Origin of the sequence: Halorubrum salsamenti (genome assembly GCF_007671685.1) — an archaeon.
Classification (GTDB): domain Archaea; phylum Halobacteriota; class Halobacteria; order Halobacteriales; family Haloferacaceae; genus Halorubrum; species Halorubrum salsamenti.
Map to the genome: position 1 here is coordinate 1 of NZ_VCNL01000014.1, position 20,550 is coordinate 20,550.

16 protein-coding genes are annotated in these 20,550 nt (G+C 54.9%); 5 read left to right on the plus strand and 11 right to left on the minus strand.

Annotated features, from left to right (window positions below; translation table 11 throughout):
* Positions 1 to 340 precede the first annotated feature (340 nt).
* From FGL94_RS17735 to FGL94_RS17745, 3 genes are all read right to left on the minus strand, one after another.
* The gene (locus tag FGL94_RS17735; protein ID WP_144928057.1) at positions 341 to 1,189 is read right to left on the minus strand and encodes a hypothetical protein; all 849 of its coding nucleotides are present in this window, start codon (positions 1,187 to 1,189) and stop codon (positions 341 to 343) included.
* A 173-nt stretch (positions 1,190 to 1,362) separates the two neighbouring features.
* Entirely contained in the window at positions 1,363 to 2,601 is a 1,239-nt protein-coding gene (locus FGL94_RS17740) for a glycosyltransferase family 61 protein (RefSeq protein ID WP_144928060.1), read from the minus strand.
* A 5-nt stretch (positions 2,602 to 2,606) separates the two neighbouring features.
* A complete protein-coding gene (locus tag FGL94_RS17745; protein WP_144928063.1) occupies positions 2,607 to 3,548 on the minus strand; it encodes a UDP-glucuronic acid decarboxylase family protein in 942 nt (313 codons plus the stop codon).
* A gap of 99 nt (positions 3,549 to 3,647) precedes the next feature.
* On the opposite strand from FGL94_RS17745, the gene FGL94_RS17750 reads away from it, so the two are divergent.
* Positions 3,648 to 4,520 carry a hypothetical protein gene (locus tag FGL94_RS17750; RefSeq protein WP_144928066.1) on the plus strand — a complete coding sequence of 291 codons (873 nt, stop codon included), beginning with the start codon at positions 3,648 to 3,650 and terminating at the stop codon, positions 4,518 to 4,520.
* Between the two features lie 3 nt (positions 4,521 to 4,523).
* On the opposite strand, the gene FGL94_RS17755 is transcribed toward FGL94_RS17750, so the two are convergent.
* Positions 4,524 to 5,471: an alkaline phosphatase family protein gene (locus FGL94_RS17755; protein WP_144928069.1), complete on the minus strand. Its 948-nt coding sequence runs from the start codon at positions 5,469 to 5,471 to the stop codon at positions 4,524 to 4,526.
* Between the two features lie 154 nt (positions 5,472 to 5,625).
* On the opposite strand from FGL94_RS17755, the gene FGL94_RS17760 reads away from it, so the two are divergent.
* From FGL94_RS17760 to FGL94_RS17770, 3 genes are all read left to right on the plus strand, one after another.
* Entirely contained in the window at positions 5,626 to 7,431 is a 1,806-nt protein-coding gene (locus FGL94_RS17760) for an ABC transporter ATP-binding protein (RefSeq protein ID WP_144928073.1), read from the plus strand.
* Between the two features lie 232 nt (positions 7,432 to 7,663).
* Positions 7,664 to 8,593 (plus strand): hypothetical protein, encoded by a 930-nt coding sequence (locus tag FGL94_RS17765; protein WP_144928077.1) that lies wholly within the window; start codon positions 7,664 to 7,666, stop codon positions 8,591 to 8,593.
* A gap of 26 nt (positions 8,594 to 8,619) precedes the next feature.
* Positions 8,620 to 8,940 (plus strand): hypothetical protein, encoded by a 321-nt coding sequence (locus tag FGL94_RS17770; protein ID WP_186313449.1) that lies wholly within the window; start codon positions 8,620 to 8,622, stop codon positions 8,938 to 8,940.
* A 147-nt stretch (positions 8,941 to 9,087) separates the two neighbouring features.
* Here the strand turns inward: FGL94_RS17770 and FGL94_RS17775 are convergent, their stop codons facing one another.
* The 4 genes from FGL94_RS17775 to FGL94_RS17790 are packed head-to-tail and all read right to left on the minus strand — an operon-like array spanning position 9,088 to position 10,665.
* Entirely contained in the window at positions 9,088 to 9,501 is a 414-nt protein-coding gene (locus tag FGL94_RS17775) for a hypothetical protein (RefSeq protein ID WP_144928080.1), read from the minus strand.
* Positions 9,498 to 9,818 carry an AbrB/MazE/SpoVT family DNA-binding domain-containing protein gene (locus FGL94_RS17780; protein WP_144928083.1) on the minus strand — a complete coding sequence of 107 codons (321 nt, stop codon included), beginning with the start codon at positions 9,816 to 9,818 and terminating at the stop codon, positions 9,498 to 9,500. Before FGL94_RS17780 ends, FGL94_RS17775 begins: the two co-directional genes overlap by 4 nt.
* Before the next feature lie 21 nt (positions 9,819 to 9,839).
* Positions 9,840 to 10,361 carry an HVO_A0114 family putative DNA-binding protein gene (locus FGL94_RS17785; RefSeq protein WP_144928086.1) on the minus strand — a complete coding sequence of 174 codons (522 nt, stop codon included), beginning with the start codon at positions 10,359 to 10,361 and terminating at the stop codon, positions 9,840 to 9,842.
* A gap of 25 nt (positions 10,362 to 10,386) precedes the next feature.
* The gene (locus FGL94_RS17790; RefSeq protein ID WP_206664965.1) at positions 10,387 to 10,665 is read right to left on the minus strand and encodes a toxin-antitoxin system TumE family protein; all 279 of its coding nucleotides are present in this window, start codon (positions 10,663 to 10,665) and stop codon (positions 10,387 to 10,389) included.
* Positions 10,666 to 11,550: 885 nt separating this feature from the next.
* Here FGL94_RS17790 and FGL94_RS18955 point away from each other — a divergent pair.
* Positions 11,551 to 12,231, plus strand: coding sequence for a tyrosine-type recombinase/integrase (locus tag FGL94_RS18955; RefSeq protein WP_345775948.1), 681 nt, complete (start codon positions 11,551 to 11,553; stop codon positions 12,229 to 12,231).
* Between the two features lie 380 nt (positions 12,232 to 12,611).
* On the opposite strand, the gene FGL94_RS17800 is transcribed toward FGL94_RS18955, so the two are convergent.
* From FGL94_RS17800 to FGL94_RS18485, 3 genes are all read right to left on the minus strand, one after another.
* Entirely contained in the window at positions 12,612 to 13,379 is a 768-nt protein-coding gene (locus tag FGL94_RS17800; protein ID WP_186313450.1) for a tyrosine-type recombinase/integrase, read from the minus strand.
* Positions 13,366 to 14,064 carry a tyrosine-type recombinase/integrase gene (locus FGL94_RS17805; RefSeq protein ID WP_144928092.1) on the minus strand — a complete coding sequence of 233 codons (699 nt, stop codon included), beginning with the start codon at positions 14,062 to 14,064 and terminating at the stop codon, positions 13,366 to 13,368. The genes FGL94_RS17800 and FGL94_RS17805 overlap by 14 nt, the downstream gene beginning before the upstream one ends.
* A 382-nt stretch (positions 14,065 to 14,446) precedes the next feature.
* Entirely contained in the window at positions 14,447 to 19,750 is a 5,304-nt protein-coding gene (locus tag FGL94_RS18485; RefSeq protein ID WP_186313451.1) for an SgrR family transcriptional regulator, read from the minus strand.
* Positions 19,751 to 20,550: the final 800 nt, after the last annotated feature.

The window sequence follows — 20,550 nt, forward strand, 5'->3', positions numbered from 1 at the left end:
ACCTGTGGTTTCTCAGGCGCGTTGCTTCGCCTAGCTTGTGGTACGTAATCGTAACCGCCTGCGCGTTAAAAAGGTAAGTAATCCTGACCACCCATTCTTAGAGACTTGTCTGCCACACGTCAGACATCGTGTCGGCGCTACCCTACCGGTTCAGACCAGAGTCGGTCGGCATCAACATCGTACGCGACATCAGTGATCGTTTCTCGCCGTTCGACACACCACTGGTCGCCGTCCCACTCTTCGATGGTTCGCCAGTAGCCGTCCCCGTCGTCGTGCGGTTCGTATCGAATCCTACGACGAGGACGGTACGCAGGCGAATACTCGACGGTGAATCCCGACATCATCGGGTGGAACAGTCAGGGAGCTCGTGGTCGATCACTGACTGTACTTCCTCGCTTTCCCGCCCCTGGTCGATGATCGTTCGAACGGCCTCGGGGGTCTGGATGAGGTTATACCGTTCGACGAGCCGGGCAGCGAACGTATCGAGCGAGGCCGCAGGCTCGGCCAAGTGTTCCCGGGCAGCCAGCCTCAGGATTTGGAAGTCGTGTTTGTTCTTCAGCCCGAGTTTCCGTGCCTGCCAGTCCACGTTCGTGTCGCAGTCCCCACCGTTGATGTCGTCGTGACAGCTTCGACAGAGACAGATCCCAACATCAGGCTCTTTCTGCCAATGATGGTAGTCCAACCAGCTAATCCCGAGTTCGTCAAGCGTCCGTCGGCAGAGTGGACAGGTCGGGCTCCACTCCCAGCCGTACTGCTGCGCTCGCTTCGAGTACGCCTCGGTGAACTCACGCGTCCGGGGACAGTTCTCAGCCGTCTGAATCCCGTCCCACAGGTGCCGATCCCAGTACGCCTGGACGAGTTCAGCCAGTTCTGACGGCGTCACCATCTCGGTGTACGCGGCATCGACCGCGACCGCGCTCCACCGCCGCAGTTCGACCTCGCAGTCCGAACACCGCGATTTGAACCACGACAAGTACGGTGGGAGCCCGTCTTCGTACCGCTCGACTTCCCCACCACAGTTCGGGCAGAGAACCTGGACGGGTCGATCACGCAACTCGTCGCTCTGTTCGATTGCCTCAAGAACGTGAACACCGCGGACCTGCGTATCGAGCAGGTCAGTCTCGGCGTCACGCCCGGTGCTACGCGTCAGTTCGAATGATTCATTTGTGTCAGCAGCGTTGATTTGCATGGGTTGTCCTCTCGACAGCCCCTGGGTCGGTGCTACGACACCGGCCCGCTTCTCATACTGAAACGGGCAAATTCGCAGGGACTGGTGTGTAGGGTTACTGAATTCATCACAAAAAGCGCTTGCAAAACGACTGAACCGGTCGATAAATCGGTTACCGCCCGAGCACACCTTGATCAGACTGCTGGTTGTGATTTCTTGTCAGATATGTCACTGAGTAGTTCATCTAGCTCGTCTGGATCTATTATTAAATTATTCTCTTCAGATTTAGTAATCATAGATGTGTAGTCAAAGTCAAACATATCAGCCAAAAAGTGGAAGTGGGGTTTTATTACTGATTCGGGGAACAACTCAATTACTGTTGGGTCGTCCGCGAATATCATATTCAAAAGACCAGCACCATGTGGTCCCATAATCACATCTGCTTTATAGAAGGTTTCTAATTGTTCTTTGAAGGGAAGTGTTTCTAGTTTATACGTCTCGAACCCGTATTTTTCTAAAATTCCCTTAAGTTGATTCTGATTGACTACTTTCCGCTCTCTACTAGCTTCCTGCCGAGAAATGTAGACTTTCTCTGGAGTATCCGAATTGGTGCCTGAGTCAGGTATATTCGACCTCATTCGGTCACGCAACCAACTAAAGTCCCTGATTGATGGATTATAATTTGATAACTCGGGTGTTTCGTAATTGAAAATGTGTGGGCGGTGCGTAGTAACAATTAGTTTTTCGACTCTTGTCTCTTGCTGGTCCCATTCTGTGTATTGAGTAGAGTCATAGCCAGCTGCTTTGAGTGTATCACATACGAAGTCTCGTGGATTCGACTCAATCAACAAAGTAGGTTCTTTCCCTGTCTCTTTCTGATATAATTCAAGAAGTCGAAGTTTGGGTAGATATTCCATCATCCAATGATAATAACTTGGATCTGGGCTTATGAGTGGGAACACACTCTCCTTTGATTTGCTAGGTCCGATTTTGAACCGCGATTTGGTGTTGTGTATTATGATTTCGCCTCTAGAACCAACAAACATATTCCCAATACGGAACCCAGAAGTTTCAGATATGAGATTCTTTCCTTCATATAACCCGATAGCATGGGGGCCTATCAAATCACAGTCTTCGATCTCATACACTGTCCCAGGTCGGGGGTTGAATTTTTTTGGATAGGGTTTAAATTCACTGCGTAGTCGTTGGTTGTTCGACTCTGAGATAGAGAAACTACTTTCTTTGCTCTCTTCCCAGAATTGGTGAGTGTTTGTTTGTCTGATAATCTCGTCGGCTGTAACCTTTTGTCGATCAACTATTTGCCTTGTTAGGAATGGGACTGATTCTTTGAGTAAGTCGGTTATACCATTTCTCGAATAATATCGGTATATCTTCTCGGGTAATGTCGGCGGTGAGCTATCGTTTTCACTCATACGTTTCACGAGAGATTTGATTCGAAATAGCTAATTGTCTTCTCCAGTCCTTCTGCTAGGTGTATTTCAGGCTCCCAATTCAACTCTGTCTTGGCTCGTGAAATATCGGGCCTGCGTTGGCTCGGGTCATCTTCGGGAAGCGGTTCATAGGTGATGTCAGAGCTCGTATCAACAATATCCAGCACTTCATGTGCGAGCTCTTTGATTGTCCGCTCGTTCTCTTTCCCAATATTGTACACATCGTGCTCAGGATTCTCGACACGCATCAGAGATACGAGTCCGGTAATTAGATCGTCTACGTAGCAGAAGCTGCGGGTCTGTTCGCCGTCACCGTAGATCGTGAGATCCTCGCCGCGCAGCGCTTGCGTGATGAACGTCGGAACAACCCGCCCGTCGTCGGGCCGCATACGCGGTCCGTACGTGTTGAAGATCCGGACTGTTCGAGCATCGACGTTGTGTTTCCGCTGGTACGCAACGGTGAGTGTTTCTCCGAAGCGTTTGGATTCGTCATAGCAGCCTCGAACCCCCCGGATGTTCACGTTCCCGGTGTAGGTCTCTGGCTGCGGATGTACTTCGGGGTCGCCGTAGACTTCACTCGTGCTGGCGAACACCATCCGCGCGTCGCAGGCGCGCGCGTGATCCAAGAGTCGGCGTGTCCCCTGCGTATTTGCTAACGCGATGTTGACAGGGAAGTCGGTGAAGTCCGCTGGAGAGGCCCGCGACGCAAGATGGTAGATTCGATCTACAGACGGGAGCGATCCCGGGATTCGCACGTCGCGGTCGTTAACGGTGAACGAGGGATGGTCTTCGAGTTGCTCGATATTTTTCCGCTGGCCACTGCCGAAATTGTCAAGGCAGATTACTTCGTGTCCATCAGATAGTAACCGTTCACACAGATGACTGCCAAGAAACCCGGAACCGCCCGTAACCAAAACACGATGAGTCATATCTCTACAACCTGTCTCAATCCATATCAATGGTATTCATCTCTCCACGGCATACCGTAGAATCGTTAAACTCAATCGAATACAGTGAGTGCGTGAACTATGGATAAGGGGTTTCTTTATGTCGCTACCGGGGAACAGTATATTGAAGAGGCGAAGTTTTCAGCGAGAGTTACGAAGCGTCATATGGACTTGCCAATCGCAGTAGTCAGCGATAGAGAGGTGAATTCTGAATATATTGATGATGTGATTATAGATGAATCTCCTGAACGTTCATTCTTTGATAAACCCAAAAATTTGTTGAAATCACCGTATGATAAAACAATCTATATGGATGGAGATGCCTTCTTGCTTCAGCCGGTTCCTGAATTGTTTGAGTTACTTGACTATGCGGATTTGGCAACCACAATTGACCCTAATGAATATGAGCTAAGATATATGGACGGTGTTGATTTTGGAGATATCCCCGAGAGCGTGCCTCTATTCCAAACAGGCGTTATAGCCTACAATCAAAACAAGCAGTGCAAAGAACTCATTAACAACTGGGTCAACATTCATCAAAATAGCGACATTGAGCGCGATCAGTCATCTTTCCGAATTGCAATTACCGAAACAGATGTAAATCATATGGGTCTCTCAAATCTCTACAATTGCTTGGCAGAATGGCCGATGCAAGTAACCGGTGACGTGAAGATAATCCATGGACACTTAGCTCACAGTCAAACTACTGTACAAGATATTGAGGATATAAATAACCGTATGAATATAACAGATAGACCGAGATTGTTTTTCCATCCGAAAAGAGGTGATATCTACTGTCCAACAAGTCGATATTTGAATCAGCTCGTTATACTACTATCACGAGGTATTTCATATAGTTATTCGCTCCCGAGGTTATTCAAATTATTTTACTCAAGCTATCAACGTCGAGGATTTGTTGAAACTGTCCGCCGAAGCATCCGATATATTTTATAGGTGTCACACATATCCTAAATCAGACAATCTCTCTTCAATTTCTTTTTCATCGATTGGATCAACTTCCACAGGTGGTTCTGCGATTATTTCTCTACGATCTTCATAGGGTAATTCTAACCATGGAACTAATCGACACTCTGGTGTCTCAAGCCCGTGCTCTACCATTTCTATCCCGTGTTGTATCTCTCCCATATTCTCTCCATGATCGGAGCTGATCACAGTCTTCCCATTAAGCTCATCCAATAAATCGTCAACCTGAGATTCAACTATTTCAATTGTATCTATATATGTTTTCCATAATGTTTCGTTCGATACTAACCCGTCTCTATACAGCGAAAACATTCGCCGGTATTCAGGGTGGTCAGTCCGGATTTCATCTGCTCTTTCTCCTATATGTGGGCCATGGGGCTGCATATAGTGAATAAGAAGGCGCTTATTAGGGTGATTTTTCATCGCTCTAATTGCAGCTGTTGTCGTCTTCTCTAAGCTCTCACGAGGATCAGTTGCTCCAGTATCGATTAGCTTATGGAAAGTTGATGAACCCAAATTGAATCGTTCTTGATAGTATGGGTTAGCCGTAACACAAACGGTATCGTGAAATTCTCTTCCTTGGAAATTTTTGACTACAAATTCCAAACTCCAATTCCCATATGAAGTATTAGTACTTAGTTGTCCTTCAAACCGACTATGCTTTTTGAAAGTGTCTGCTCGATATGCATCTAATAAAATCAGATTATCATAATCTTGGCTCATTATATCGACACCTGCTCCAATATCACGTTCTAAAAACGGTCGATAAAGACGATTATAAACGCCGATTTTTATACTTCTATTGGGTGCCAATAGTAGGGTATCTTTAAAACTTTGTGTGGTGTAATTTTTGGATTTTTCCAATGCCGAAATAAACCCATCGGTCCGGGCCACGTTAAAAAATCGAGTTGCCTTATTCATACTACCACAATTAGGACTACCCGTTAAAAATAGTACGAGTATTTGCCTCAGACCACGAGGCACCGCTAACTTAGCGGTGCCGACCACGAAGTCAGAGTACTTTTGTCGGTCATGTCTCTTCTATCTTGGTAGATGCGTCTTCACACAGGTACCCATGGTTGATTCAGAAAACGACACTGTCTCTCGTCGGGAGAAGATCGACGCGCTTCTTGATGTAGCTCGGTTCAACCCGAAGTTTACGGTACTGATCATCGGGCTTGGACTCGTTGCTGCGGTCCTCGAAGGGGTCGGTCTAAGTTTTATTCTACCAATCGTTGAGATCGTCCAGGCAGAAGACCCCGTTGCCCAAGCTGACGGGCTCATGGCCGCGTTCGTAACGGTATACCAAACGTTGGGTATCCCGTTCACCCTCGGGTTCGTCGTTGTCGGCGTTGCTGTCGTGATGACAGCCCGGTACACGATGAGTTTCATCGTGGCTTGGTTCCGCGAAGCCCTGCGGACGTACTACATCCGTGATCTACAGATGCGAGCGTTCGGAAGCGCGTTAGATGCTCGCATCGAGTACTTTGACGAAGAGGGCTCCGACGACATCCTGAACGCGATTGTCACGCAAACGAACTACGCTGGCCGGGCGATTCAGCGTGTTGTGAAACTCACGGAAACGCTGTTCTTATCGCTGGCATATCTGGTGATCGCACTGTTCATTGCTCCCTCACTCACGCTGTTTGCGCTTGTCGTTCTCGGGGGCCTCACCGTGTTACTTCGGAATGTTGTGGAGCCAGGATACGAGCTTGGGGACCTGGTAGCTGAGGCGAACGAACAACGGCAGGAAGCAGCGCAAGCCGGGACTCAGGGAATCAGGGACATCCGGATTTTCGGTCTTGCTGATGAGCTGTACCAGGACTTCATGGATGCGATTAACCAGTTCACGGAGTCCCGTATCAAACTTCGGCGTAACGAGGCCGCGATCAATAACTTCTACAATCTCGGTGTGGCAGTCTCCGTGTTTGTCCTGATCTACCTCGCACTGACTTTTGCTAACCTGTCTGTTGGAGCGCTCGGGGTGTTCCTATTTGCGATGTTCCAATTAGGACCGAAGGTGAGTCAGGTGAATCAGCAATTCTACAACCTCGAAAATGACTTGCCTCACCTTGTCCGGACGCAGAAGTTTATCCGAGAACTGGAGAGTCGGGAAGAGCCGAACGAACCCACCCGGGATGTCCCAGCAGAGGTTAACCACGTAGAATTCGATAATGTTCGATTCTCGTACGACGGCGACGAGCAGGTGCTCCGCGGAGTAGATTTTGAGGTGGAGAAAGGCGAGTTCATCGCGTTTGTCGGGCAATCCGGAGCTGGCAAGTCAACGATTGTGTCCTTACTGGCTCGCCTATACGAGATAGACGAGGGCGAGGTCCGGGCGAACGGTGTCCCAATCGACGAGATGGACATCGATGAGTGGCGTGACCGGCTCTCCGTCGTGCGTCAAAGCCCGTTCATCTTCAACGATACACTGCGGTATAACCTCACGATTGGGAACCGAGACGTGACGGAAGCAGAGTTAGATCGTGTCTGCGAGATCGCGCGGGTTGACGAATTCTTCGATGACCTGCCGAACGGGTACGACACGATGGTGGGCGACGATGGCGTCCGTCTCTCTGGTGGCCAGAAGCAACGTGTTGCGTTGGCGCGAGCGTTGTTAGAAGATGCGGACCTGTTGGTCTTGGACGAGGCGACAAGCGATCTGGACTCGAACCTGGAGCAGGAAGTCCAGGCGGCGATTGAAGCGATGGACCGGGACTACGCGATGATCACTATCGCGCATCGACTGTCTACGGTTCAGAATGCCGACCGGATCTACACGATGGATGACGGAGAAGTGACTGAGACCGGGACACACACTGAATTACTCGATAACGGCGGGCAGTATGAAGAACTGTACGCGATCCAGTCGAAGGGATAGAGCTTCAGGCCTAAAGCAAATTGTTGTTCGCAGTCCGAATTGGGAAGCGAACTCAACTGGTGAAGGAACTCACAGACGTGTTCCGATTTGAGTATGGCCAACCCATCTGAATTCTCCAATCAAGAGACTTAGCTCCACTCCGTTGCTGCGTAGAGAAGTCCGTTTTTAGCAGACTCGGCACCCATGTCTGACTTAATCTTAAGGTTAGGGCTAACGTTAACCCGCGTGTGTTATGTCGGATCAGTTCACCGCGGCGCTCGACGATGCCGAGGCTGCTCATGCTCGGTACGGTGAGCAGTTGGGCCTCGTTGAGGGTCGAACACCGTTCGCTGCGGAATCGCTTCCCGACGCGCGCGTTGCTGTCCGGGTCAACGAAGATCTTCTCCAAGAGGTCGCCTCGCACATACTGACGCGTGCCGGGCACATTTCGGTGATCGACAAGCGAGGGGCGGGGAAAACCCACTTTCGAGAGCTCGTGTACGACGCTTTGAGTGATGGGCCCCGCAGCGACGAGTTCGCTATCGCTCGAATCCGCGAGGTCGAAAGTATCACGACGCGACGGTTGTACACCCGGCTCTTGGATGAACTGTCGAAGTACGAGGCGCTCGATGTGCCGGAGACGTATCCGCACCCAACGGATGAGGTTCGGCAAGTCGTTGAAGACGTTGCTGATCAGTTAGAGGAGACCGGTCTCACGTGTATCGTCCAGGTTGACCAACTCGAAGACGCAGCACGGAATACGCGCACGTTCGAACAGCTGTTAGCCGGACTACAAAGCATCGGAGACCTCGGTGAAAGCGAACCCGTGTTCATTTTGTTCCTGTTTGGAACTCCGACCGCAGCGGATCGGATTGATGAGCTCCGGGAGACCTTGTCGTCTCGATTGGTGGCGAAGAACCGGTCGTTGGAACGATTCGGGTTCGAGGAGACGGAAGAGTTGATCGCCCGGTGGTTAGCATGGGCTCGTGACGAGGAGTACACTGACGGGTACCTGTCAGACCCGTACACCGCGTCTGCGATTCAGACGGTTGTTGACCGGTCAGATGGAACGCCGCGGTCAGTCCGTCAGCAGTGTTATCATGCGTACCGGGCTGGGGCGCGGCAATTTGCTGCTGACGAAGGAATCGAGATCACTGACGAAACGATTGAAGACTACGCCTAAGAATAATACTAACCTTAAGATTAACTATGAGCGATAACCCGATGACAGACGCGTTTGACGCAGCAGAGGAAGACCAGGAACAAGGTCGTTCTGGTGAGAGTAACGATGGGTTCGATCCCGAGCAGTACTTGGACGCACTCAACAGCGGGTCCGCGCCAAAGGAGAAAACCGTCGGGATTGCAGTAACGGCGGAAATGCACGCCTTCTATCAGGAGCTTCAGAACGCTGACGAGGTCGAAGCGAACCCTGCGCAGTCAATCCGGGACCATTTAGAGAAATTGGCTCACCGCCATCCTGAGGTCTTCGAGAAAGCTATGCGGAAGTTAGAAATCGAGCGCGAATTCTGACGCTCGCCGCTGCGTCGCAGGGGAGCTGCTCCGATCTCGAACCTCTGCCTAAGCCTAATATTAATCTTAAACTTGCCCCAAAGCGCCTCAGAGTGGGTCAAAGACGGTGAAAATCGTAGCCAAACCGCACTAAAGACGCATCCCTGATCAGCGGCCATCGTACCACGGTGGCGCGCCGAACGCGTCGGCGTAACACTCTGGATGGCATGGTTCTTTCCGATTGTCTGGCCACGCCTGGTCGAGCGGAACCTGTTCTCCACAGAGGCCACACTCGGCGCTGTGACCAGCCTGACGGGCATCAGGTGACAGGTTCTTGCTCTCGATGTACAGCTCGTGGAGCGCCCATGGTGTCAGCCGAACGCAAACGCGCTCGCGGTCGTCTGGAGTCGCGGCTTCAGGTGTGAACGAGAGTACCCAATCGTCGCCCGGCTCCCCGTCCGTCGCCGGGCCCAAAGAAATCGTCTCAGCAAGGTCGTCGTTCACGTAATGCCACTCGGCGTCGCGGGCGATGTAATAATGCCCCTCAGGTCGTGGGTCATCAGGATCGACGTTCTCATTCATTGTTGTGATCTTCGTGAGTTACTCGTTCGTTTTTTGTCCAGGTCCTCTTCGCAGTGTTGCTCGCGCTTCTCGCGGAGAATCTCCGATGCAGGCTTATCGGTGGATGCCTCGCTGCGGGCAGCAAAGCCCCGCATCTCGCTCGGGGAGCGAACCTGTTCGACAATTATCTCACCGTCCTCGGTCTCCCGGAACACTACCTTGCTAGGGGCCTCAATCCCGAGCTTCTCGCGGAACCGCTCTGGGATGGTCGTCTGCCCGTGCTTGGTAACATCAACGACCACCTTTTCAGAGTCGTCCGGGGGTTCTGATTCATTCATCACTATCGTGTGGCGAATCGCTCAGACCGGCGCAGCGTCATCAGCTGGGCGCGGCGTCGAAATTTCGAGACTAACTTCAATGGTGTCGTAGGGGACGAACGGGCGCTTCGCCCGGCCAGCCTGTTCGAAGTGGACGATGTCGTAGTCAGCGAGGACCTGAAGGTCGTCGTGAATGCTCTTGACATCGCGGTCCAAGCGCTCGGCCAGTTGGCGGATGCTGTCCGGGCGCTCGGTCATAATACTCCGAAGGAGTTCGACGCGGCGGTCGGTGAGCAGCGCCCGGAGATCACTCGGGTTCTGGAAGTTGATGACGTGCGGGATCTCCTCGCCATCTTCCCAGCGGTCGAGTCGGTCGAGAGCGTCCTGGCGGTGCGCCTGTTCAGAGTTGGACGTGATCCGGAGTATCGAGGGATAGTCCTCAGGATCGCGGTCTTCGAGGAAGCCCGCCTCGGCTTCGATGTCGTCCACCACGATCTCCTCGGTCTCAGAGTCGGTGCTGTTGGCATCATCGGTGTCGTCAGGTGTGTTAGGTTGGTCGGGCATGTTGGTCACCTCTCGCGGCGGTCGTCTATCTCGTTGTAGAACCGCCGGACGTGGGCTTTGAGGCCGGTGTACTCAATGTCGTCATAGACACCGGTGGGGGATGGTAGTGGTGACGGTCTACCCCGGGATGGTTCGGGTAGTTGTCGAACCGAAGTAGCGTGCGACCGTCTTCGGCCATGTACTGGAATCGGTACTTGACTCCTTCGGGGTAGTCGTCACTTTTTGGGATGGCGGTGGCGATCATCTCGTACCGGGTGCCGTCGTCGAACGTGTCTTGGTCTTCGTAGATGACCGTCGATCCCATCTATGCTACCTATGTTGGTGCAACGCGCCAACATACAATAAGACTTTTCGTTGGTGTCAAGGGCCAACATAGGATCTCACATCTCGATTTCGGAGACTCCGCACCTCTAACGACGGGAAGTCGGCAGGCCGGGCCTTCGCTTTAACCAACAGTCAAACGCGCAACTTCCGCTGGTGTTGGTTAATATCATACGAGGCTACCGCCACCACCCTTTGACCAACTTTAAGATTAACCTTAAGGTTAACTGCTTGGCGAAACGCGCCCAACCTTTCCATATAGCGGTCTGTGATTTATGACAGGGTCGAACACCACGCCGTCTGGCGGTTTTCACTCGAAATAGGGTGTGTTGAGTCACTTCTCTTTAGACCAGTAAAGAGAAGTGGTTTCCGACACCACCTTGCCGTCAGGTGACCACGAATCGTGACTACACGACCGGGACAGGCTCCTGAGACCCGAATTGACGGCGTTGTAAATCGTTACTTGGAAGCGAAGGCTAAGGGGCAAGGCGGGGGGAATTACCGAGGACTCGCCTCAGCAGCGCTTGGACGGTGGGTTACGTGGCTTGAACCCCAGGGGTTGTCTCGATTAGAGCAGATCGACGACGGCGTGATGCGGGCATACGCGCAGGAACTCCGTAAGCGGGTCCGGAATGGCGAGTTCGCTGCCTCGACTGCGAACACATACTATGCGACAGTCCGAGCCTGTCTCAGTTGGGCTGTTGAAGATGGGCTGATCGACACGAATCCTGCTGCGGCTACGAGAGCCACGAAAGAACTCCCCGAAGATACGACCGAGCCGGATCGGCAATTCTGGACGCCCGAGGATGTCCAAGCGTTGTTCACACACCTCTCTCAGCGTATTGACGAACGGCTCAATGACGGCGGGATGGATGCAGCAGCGATACCCATCCGAAACCGGGCGTTGGTCTCGCTATTGGCCTCGACTGGTGTGCGGGGAGCAGAAATCTGCCGTGACGCCGACGATGACCGAGACGGGCGACAGGGGCTACGGTGGCAACGCGTCGATCTGGAGAGTGGAGCGTTACGCGTGCTCGGAAAAAATCAGCAGTGGGAATACGCTCAGCTTCCGTCTCAAGCGCGGGATCATCTTCGTCGCCACTACGACGTACAACAACCCGCCTCAAACGACTGGCCTGTATTTCCGACCGCACACGTCCCGTCGCTGTACAGAACGATTCGAAGGGAACTTGGACAGCGTGGATGGGAAGAATCAGCGATTGAGACGCTCCTGGACGAACAGCCCACAAAGGAGATTCTCCGAGAGTACGGTATTTCACCGCCTGCCATCACGGTTCGAGGGGCACGAACGTTGATGGAACGGTTATGTGAACGGGCTGACATCGATGTTGAAGGCGGGTATCTGAAACCGCACGGAGCTCGACGAGGATTGGGGGACCTGCTTTACCGGGAATCGGCTGAGCTCGCGCAGTCAGCGTTGCGTCACGAGTCTATCCGAACGACTCACGATGCCTATTCCCATATTGATGCGTCTGAAACAGCTGAAGCGGTGAGCGATGTTCTTAGCGGTGCTTGGAAGAACAACTGAAATCAAATCGTCTGAGAAAACGATTTGATTCACATGTCTTCATGGATAATCGCCGTTGCATCACTAACGACGACGAGTTCTACACGTCCCGCTTCCGGGCGGTCCGGAACGTGATACGTGTCAACTGACTCACCGACCGTCCAGCCAGCGTTCTCGCTGTCCGTCTCGATTCGCTCCTCGACCCACCGACGCGCTGTTTGGCGGCTACAAAATCCGGTGTAGTCACTGACCGATCCGGTGAGGCGCGCGACCCACACGTACGGCGCGTTAATCGCTCTAGCTTGCCGTTCCCTCATGTATCGTCGACACTCGCTAATGGTCTTATACGCTGGCAAACTCAGTCAATGGGCCTTCGTCAAGTCGATCCAACCGAATGATTACTACTCCTGTCCATGAAGGTAGCACGTCTGATCCGGGAAGAAAACCTCACGTCCGCAAGGTGATCCGGAGTCTGTTTCTTCCCCACAGTGATAGATCGGGTTCTCGTGCTCTTCTGACAGAATGAAATACCGCTGAGTCATCACCTTGCCTTGGTGGTTGTCTCGAAAGCCCATCACTTGACGGATGACATCGCTGCTGAAACCTTTCTCTGCCAGCATCTTCCCGAACGTCATCCGCAGATTCGTCCCCGAGACAGTCTTCTCGAAGCCAGCTCGCTCACCAATCTTCTCCAGCCGATGACTCACTGTCCCAGGAGTACAGACGCGGTCGTGGGTAGCGAAGTACGCCTCTATGAATCGGGCAACCCCAGGTTCTGGTACCGGCACTCTCCGAGGTTGCAGCGTTCCGTTTAGCGTCCAGTACCCGTCTCTCAACCGCTTACAGTCCTTACACGGGTATCCGCCACCACTTGTTGTTCGCCCTCGACGCCCAGGACTCACGGTGCATTCGACTCTATCACCTGGAATCCTGACGAAGAGCCGATCTCCCTCTCGCTCAAGCCATTCTTCGGTCATATGAGCGAACGTCCCGGGTTTCAGCCCAGTCAAAAGGATACCCTCTCCGATGAGACGATCCTTATGATCGCCTTCTTGACTGGCCGTCCTGAACGCGTCTACACCTTCGTCGGTGAACGGGAGTGACTGCTCGCCTGGGTAGAGTATCAGTTGGCGTTCGCTGAGATCCCCAGGCGGTTCACCACTTATCATCATATTCGTCCTGAACGTCTTCCCCGGCGAGTTTGATGTACTTGATCGCCTCTTCGAGGTTCGCGTGCCCCATCAGCGTCTTGATCTTGTGAGGTCCGAAGTCCTTCTTTGCGAGGAGCGTACCGTACGTGTCGCGGAGATCGTGCGCAACGACCCGCCGTTCGAAACCCGCCCGGTTAGCGATGCTTTTCACCCGATTAGTGATCGTTCCTTGCGACGCGACATTCTCGTAGAGGTCGAAGTAGCTGTCCAAGATGTGGATCGTGTCGTCGTCCCGAACCGGAATCGGTCGAACACCTGCCTCGGACTTTGGTGTGAAGTCCGCACCGTCGGGGGCCCACCGCTTCTCTGCCCGGTTTCGACAATGGAAACACGGGACGCCTTCCCGACTGGTATCACCGCCGCTACCGTTGCCCGAACCGAGTTCACAGATCTCCCCGTAGGGGATCTGAATGTGGGGTCGCTCGTTCGGTCCGTTACGCCACCACGACGGTTTCATATGAGCCATCGCTGCTGCTCGAATACCGGTCGAGGTGAGTGTCAGGCCGATGAGTTCGTCAAGGACATCGCCGTCCTTCGCAGTCTCACGGAATCGGATATACTGCGAGTCCGGTGCTGGTCTGAAGGTACCGTTCTTGTCCCGCTGGCCCGAGAGCCCGAGCGGGTTGTAGGTCATCCCTGGCATGTTAGCAAAGTTACTTCACAGGCGCAATTAAATAAATGGTTGGAAAGTTACCCCGCTAACTGGAAAATCCCAGACTCTCAGGCGTAGTATCTATACAGTAAACACGTAATTCCATAGAAAATAGCCATATTTCAGATTCACAGTCTGCAACGCAGACTCACAGCACGACCATATCGTAGTTCGATAACTGACGTAGCTGGCCCGCGCCAGTAGGCGGTGACGCGAACTAGTGAACCCACGAAGAGAGATTTAACCAACAGTGCGAATTCACGAACTCACTGTTGGTTAAAGAGATAACGGGCCGCTGTTCAATCACCTACTAAGAGACCCACCGCTATTCGTACCGCCCATCGAGGCCCGACTGAAGCAGTAGTGAGTACTACTAGCCGGGGGGCGGACCAGTTGTGACCTCATCTGGAGCAGGAAGCGTTGCTGTTCCCACCCCGTGTTGAGACCGATCTTCGTCCTGAGGTGAGGGAACCCGGACAAACCACGTATAATATTGTTCTAAGGAATCTTGTCCGGGGTGGTTGTCCTCATTAGATTGAGTACCAGGCGTATCGATAGTCGGGAGCTCCACGTCTCCACTGCCGGGCTCCTCGATGGCGTGGTACTCATTAGCCAGCCCTTCGCCTGGGTCGTGCCGTTCGAGGTATCCCATCTCGCTGAGCTCCGCAAGAACTCGTCTCACCGTTCGACGTGAGCAATCGACTGTGTCGACAAGATCGCCTACGGTGAACTGCTGGTCACGGAACTGCTGGGCAGCCCGGGCGACTTCTTGCGTGCTTTCGGAGAACGCACGAACGACAGCTCCGTCTCCAACGACGGGGAGATCTTCGTGTAGCGCTGCGGTATGAGCGAACACGATTGCGCCTTCCTCGTCACGCCCGAACCGCAGGACAGCTTGCAGGGTCTGGTCCTGACGCATATGCTTCAGGTACGTATTCCCGGTTTGGCAGCCGTAATCGAGGGCTTCACCGCGCCCGCTTCGTGACACCTGTTCCCCGGCGAGCGCTGCCCATTTTTCGACCGTGTAGTCTCCGAAGTGCTGGCACCCGAGTACGACGCCGAGATTCAACTCGCCCATGGCGTTCGACCCGGTAACGTTCCCGTAGTGATCTATTGCGCTGATGTCGTCCTCGATCTCGTCTTCGATTTCCTGCCGGACGACTCTCGTGGTGATCACCCCAGGTTTCGACGTTGATGTGAGGGTATCCCGTCGCAACCGCCCTGCTCCGTACTCTTCTGCGACGGCTTGAACCAAGGCGATGTCACCGTCGAAGTTCTTGCCTTTCGTGCTTCCCTCATAGGTTTTCGTGTGCGGCGTCGTTTGCACCACCTGTAAATTCAGCGTCGCCTGAAGGAATTCTCGGCGTTCTCGCGGCGTCTCGTGAATATCTCGCCGTTCAATGCCTGTCCCGACAGCGAGTTCCCACAGGTGTTCACGTCCTGTTGCGTCAAGTCCGATTACTGAGTTCCGCTGTCCGTTCCGAGCGGTGAATTCCGGTGGTTCATGGATCAACGCTCCATGATGGTTCCGATCAACCAGCACCGTGTTCCGTCCGAGACGGACCTGCTTCACGTTCGTTCCGTTGTCGCTATCGAGATCGAACCCGAACGCGTCCGTGGTGAGTTCCGTCGCGGTGTCATCGTCAGCTATCGTCCCGTACAGCAACAGGAACGCTTTCGGGTGAGCGTACCCATCGCGGGCGTGAATAGCGAGTTCCCGGCAGCCATCTTCCCCGCCTTCAACAGCGGTCAGCGTCGCCTGCACGAGTTCTGACGCCCCATCACGGTTGGATTCGAAGGCGTTCACAGCCTGGTCAAACATGCTGGCGAGGTCGCCTTCGAGGCAGGCTGGTGGCGTCTCTCCGAGTAACTGTTGGTCGTCAATAGTTTCGAACGGGAATAGCAGGTCTGTCAGCCCGGTAAGAACGTCTTCTTCAACGTCGTCCACTACCGCCGTGTTGGCGTTCGAGTTCTGTCTCGCGTCGTCGATGGCTGTTTGGAGTCGCTCCCGAGCAGCGCTGACAGCGTCCACATCCCACGTCGGGTGGAGCCGCGTAACCGCTTCTAACGCGTCTGTCAGCCCGAGGTCTGCAACAGTCTCGGTACGAGCCTCTAAGAACCGTTCTGCTCCGTGCAGGACTTCCAGGGCATCGTACAGCGCATCGAGTCGGGTGGCTGCACGTTCGAACGCCGGGATGTCATCAGTAACAGTCCCGGTTAGCCATCCACGGACGGCGTCGTCGTTCCAGAGATCCTGTTCGAATAGATCCTGCCGGTCTTCCACATCGGAATGAAGCGACCGCGCAAGCCACGTCGCGTGATCAAGGAAGGCTTCACCGAACTGCTCTTCGAACGCGCCGCCTGGGAACTCGTCGATAGCAACGACTCGCGGCTCCAACTCAGTCCGGTCGTTCTCGCGCTCGTAGTAGGTACGCGCGCCCGCGACATGGCCATGGCCGTAATGACCGATCAGCAGGTCCTTCGGCGCTTTCGGATCAGTGACCGCTTCCCACGCCAGCGAATACAGGCAGTCATGCCCGTCGTCTTGACAGGGTAGGTCCTCTCCGAACAGCGCCTTCGCATGGGTGTGGAGCTCTTGAGGCGAATGACCCAGCGCTCGCGCAGCGTGAACAGCAAGCGCCCACGCGTCGCCGTGCTCGCCGTTGGCTGTCGGGCAACTCCCGCGGTCCAAATCGATGTCATCGTCGTCGCCCTCAACATGAACCTCGCTGTCGTCAGCATCTTCATCGTCTTCAAGATCCGCGTCGATGCGTTCGACGAGTTCATCCCGGTCTTGCAGGATGTCTTTCCCTTCTTCACGGACGATCCGGACAGCGTCGTGGACAGCCATCTCATCGACGCCGTCTTCAGCGAAAATCGGGAGATGCATCCAAGACAGCCCGTAGTCTTCAGCTTTCGCGGCGACTTCATCCATTAACTCGTGCCGCGCTCCGAGGTACAGAGCAGGGTGGTCGGTCGCGTTCTTCACGACCGACGTGGTTTTTCCGAGCGCCGGGAGCGCGGTGAGCAGATTCGCCTGGGAGCGGTCGTCTGCGAGGTCGCGGTACAGCGCCTCGACATCGCTGCGGGCCTCATCGAGCGCGCTGGTATCGGTTGTGAACTCTCCGAGAAGGTCTTCCGCTGGCGGAAGCACCGGGATATGGTCGGGATCTCCGACAGTCCATTCGGGAAGCGGTGCGCCGCGCTGTTCGCGGGCGACGTGGTACGCTTGTCGGAAGTCTTCACCTGTGAGCGAGTCGTCACAGTGGTTGATCAGGCCTTCTTCGAGCGCAACGAACCGTAATGGGTCGAGGACGCGCTCGTGTTCACGGCAGTAAAACGCGCCGCTGTGGAAGGCAACGATGCGTCGTCCCGAGTTCGACTCTTCCCAGCACGGATCGAGTTCAGCGATGACATCGGGGTCACCGCTTCCGTCGCCGGTCACTTCGGATTCGACTTCGGAGAGATGGTAATGAGTTAGCTGCGAAACGGCTCCTTGGATGACGTTCCAGTTGTCGGTCGCCGTCGCCTGTGATACGTACTGCGGGAGCGGCGCACCGTACCGGTTTCGCGCGATTCGGTATGCTTCATCGTAGACGCCGTCAACGAGTCGCTCGTCACCTTGCTCGATCAACCCTTCTTCGAGCGAGACCGCCCGGACGATGTCTACCACGTCACCTGTGACCGGACACACCCAGCCTTGCCCGTCGCTCACTGGGAGACTCAGTACGCGTTCAGCGTCTTCATCAAGATCGTCAGGTGTGACAGTCCTAGCTGCCCGCCAGGCGACTTCAGTATCGAGCGTGAGGTCCAGCGTTGTTGGATCGACTTCGTCTGGATGGTTCCGACTGCCGGGTTCGACCGGTTCTCGGCCAGGGTCCCCAACCGTCTCTTCGACGTACTCCAGCGCTGCGTTATACGCAGCTGCTGGGAGACTGTCATCGGTCGTGTCCGGAATTCGGTGTTCGTCGCAGAGATCATGCGCGCGTACGATGTGTAGCAGCGCTCGGTAAGGAACAGCGTCCCCGGCTTTCAGGTCACCGCGGTCCCGAGCCTGTTTCCACGCAAACCAGACATCGCGGTCAGTCAGGCGGCCTTCAGGGCTGGCAACCGACCGTTCGCTGGCATCAACCAGTAGGTACGTGAGCGCGTTATACACGACATCGCGCTTGTAGTCACGCGCGACCAGGTCACCGGACTCGCCTTCACGAATGACGAAGTAATTCTCCGAGTCGCCTACGTGGCCGAGCGGATTCTTCCCGCGGTCGCCTTGACTGGCGTTCAGCAGATCTCCGAGATCGAGCTCCCAAAGAGCCGACCGGTACCCGCTCCCGGCGTCGCCGTCATCGTTCTCGTTATCATCCCAGTCAGCCTCGTCAGTTGCTGCCCGGTCACGGGCTTGTCGCGTTGCAGCCTCGTACCCGGCGAACGTTTTGGGGGAACGAGCACTCCGTATCAACGCTGCTGGCGTCTCCGCCCAGTCCTGCAAGTACTCGTCGAGGTCGGCTTTCGTACCGACTTGTGCAGGCGGCATCGCTACCCGAACCGTCACGTCGTGGTCTTCGAGGTAACTTGCCGTGCGGAGCGCTCCCCCGATTCCTGGCGCTGTCGGCGGGATCGTGACAGCATCTCGAATCCGGTCAGCGTCACCGTCGTACTCGGAGACTTCACCGAAGCCAATCGGGTCGTTGTCAGCGATGACGTAGACCGTCGGGACATCGTGCGCCGCTAACGCGTCGAGCAGCGGCCCGAAATGCTTCCGCTTGAACTCTTTCGCCACCGGGGACAGAACAGAACACCCGCGTTCATGCGCCGTGATCGCGTCCGCAATCCCTTCCGCGACGATGACGGGCTCTCCGTCTTCAAGCGTGTGCTCGCCCCAGATCGGCTCCTCGAACGGAACCCGGTCATCGGTGTGCCGGACTTTCGCGTACTTCCCGGCGAGATGGTCGCGCGGGTGGCCGTCGTACCCGGCTGCTCCACCACCTTTCGTCCCGGTCGTCCGAGCAATTGCGTACACCGGCTCGCCGTCGCCGTCGAAGTACGGGAGCACGTACCGGCCTTTCCACAGCGGGTCAAGTCGGTCGTTGAACAGCCCGGTAGCAATGAGGGTCTCCCGGTCGAACCCTTCCTGGATCATCCTGTCAAGGAGCCCTGACCCGGCAGGCGCATACCCGAGCTTGTTCACTGCAAGCGTCTCGTCGTCCCACCCGCGAACCTTGGTGAAGTATTCACGCGCCGTGGTAGGCCGGTCCGGGTAGTCACCGTCGTCAGTGTGCGGACGGATCGTCCGGTCGAGCTGCTCATGGAAGTACTCGATGGCGACACGGAACGCTTCCCGTGCCCGTTCTTCGACAGCTGGTTTGTCTCCATCCGGTTCCGGAGTGACTTCGTCGCTTCCCGCTGCTGGCGGCGTCGCGGCTGAATCAGACTTAGCCGGCTTCACACCGTCGCCGGTTCGCACCAGTTCAGTCTGCCGCCGAAGTTCGCCAGCAAACTGCTTTCGTTCGTGGCCTTTCTTCGGATGCCCCTCGGGAAGATCGCCACCGAAGTATCCGAGTGCTTCAGCCTGCAGTCGAAGTTCTGCAACCGGGACGGGTTCCCCTTCGCTAATGCCGAGGTACTTCCGGGTCTCCTCGTACAGCCCGCCCCAGTCGAGCGAGGCCCCGCCGGTCATCGGATCACCCCACTGTCGCAGACTTCCGATCTGGTGAGGCGAGGTACGGACTGCTGTTCGCAGCGAAAGAACGGATGCAGTACGTGGTCGGCAGCAAGAGGCCAACTGGCGTCAGTAGGTGAAACGATACGGCTCGGTGGGGACTGTACGCCCTCTGCGCCGGATAGAGGGGTAGAACTGTCTGCTTCCCTGCCGGAGCGGGCGATTGGGTCCCCGAGATGAGGTCTCTCGAAGTGGGCAAATGCGATCATAGCTACGCTGTCTGCACACACTCGTTGCGCGGGACAGCTGCCCTGGGCCTGACCGACAGCGCTGCCGCTGGCCGAGAGGGCAAGCTTTAATTCAGTTGCCCGAGAAACCAGAGGTGTCCAACCTTCTCGGTTTCTCGGTGCGGTTACGTTTCCCTTAGCTTGGCGTGTGCGTCGCCTCGGAATTCTGAACGAATCCTCATAAAGGCTTGTAAAGTTGGTTACGTTCTTCACCTCGCTCTCGTGGCCGATCTCCACGGCTTGCGAGGGTCGATAATACGTCTGCTCGTCGGGGTCGGGGGTGCGTGTACTCATAGCTACCTGTGGTTTCTTGCACCCGACGCCAACTGACGCCAGCCCGTTGCGCAGAGGTACCCCTAACGGAAGGGAACCTTTTTGACTCAGGACCGAGAAACCACAGGTACGGACACCCGTTTGAGGAGAATGGTTTGGCGGCCCCTCTCCTTAAACGGGCACCTGTGGTTTCTCAGGCGCGTTGCTTCGCCTAGCTTGTGGTACGTAATCGTAACCGCCTGCGCGTTAAAAAGGTAA

Bases quoted from the DNA above. Each gene is read 5' to 3' on its own strand.
- FGL94_RS17735 (WP_144928057.1), bottom strand. From the start codon at position 1,189: ATGCAAATCAACGCTGCTGACACAAATGAATCATTCGAACTGACGCGT.
- FGL94_RS17740 (WP_144928060.1), bottom strand. From the start codon at position 2,601: ATGAGTGAAAACGATAGCTCACCGCCGACATTACCCGAGAAGATATAC.
- FGL94_RS17745 (WP_144928063.1), bottom strand. From the start codon at position 3,548: ATGACTCATCGTGTTTTGGTTACGGGCGGTTCCGGGTTTCTTGGCAGT.
- FGL94_RS17750 (WP_144928066.1), top strand. From the start codon at position 3,648: ATGGATAAGGGGTTTCTTTATGTCGCTACCGGGGAACAGTATATTGAA.
- FGL94_RS17755 (WP_144928069.1), bottom strand. From the start codon at position 5,471: ATGAATAAGGCAACTCGATTTTTTAACGTGGCCCGGACCGATGGGTTT.
- FGL94_RS17760 (WP_144928073.1), top strand. From the start codon at position 5,626: ATGGTTGATTCAGAAAACGACACTGTCTCTCGTCGGGAGAAGATCGAC.
- FGL94_RS17765 (WP_144928077.1), top strand. From the start codon at position 7,664: ATGTCGGATCAGTTCACCGCGGCGCTCGACGATGCCGAGGCTGCTCAT.
- FGL94_RS17770 (WP_186313449.1), top strand. From the start codon at position 8,620: ATGAGCGATAACCCGATGACAGACGCGTTTGACGCAGCAGAGGAAGAC.
- FGL94_RS17775 (WP_144928080.1), bottom strand. From the start codon at position 9,501: ATGAATGAGAACGTCGATCCTGATGACCCACGACCTGAGGGGCATTAT.
- FGL94_RS17780 (WP_144928083.1), bottom strand. From the start codon at position 9,818: ATGAATGAATCAGAACCCCCGGACGACTCTGAAAAGGTGGTCGTTGAT.
- FGL94_RS17785 (WP_144928086.1), bottom strand. From the start codon at position 10,361: ATGCCCGACCAACCTAACACACCTGACGACACCGATGATGCCAACAGC.
- FGL94_RS17790 (WP_206664965.1), bottom strand. From the start codon at position 10,665: ATGGGATCGACGGTCATCTACGAAGACCAAGACACGTTCGACGACGGC.
- FGL94_RS18955 (WP_345775948.1), top strand. From the start codon at position 11,551: ATGGATGCAGCAGCGATACCCATCCGAAACCGGGCGTTGGTCTCGCTA.
- FGL94_RS17800 (WP_186313450.1), bottom strand. From the start codon at position 13,379: ATGATAAGTGGTGAACCGCCTGGGGATCTCAGCGAACGCCAACTGATA.
- FGL94_RS17805 (WP_144928092.1), bottom strand. From the start codon at position 14,064: ATGCCAGGGATGACCTACAACCCGCTCGGGCTCTCGGGCCAGCGGGAC.
- FGL94_RS18485 (WP_186313451.1), bottom strand. From the start codon at position 19,750: ATGACCGGCGGGGCCTCGCTCGACTGGGGCGGGCTGTACGAGGAGACC.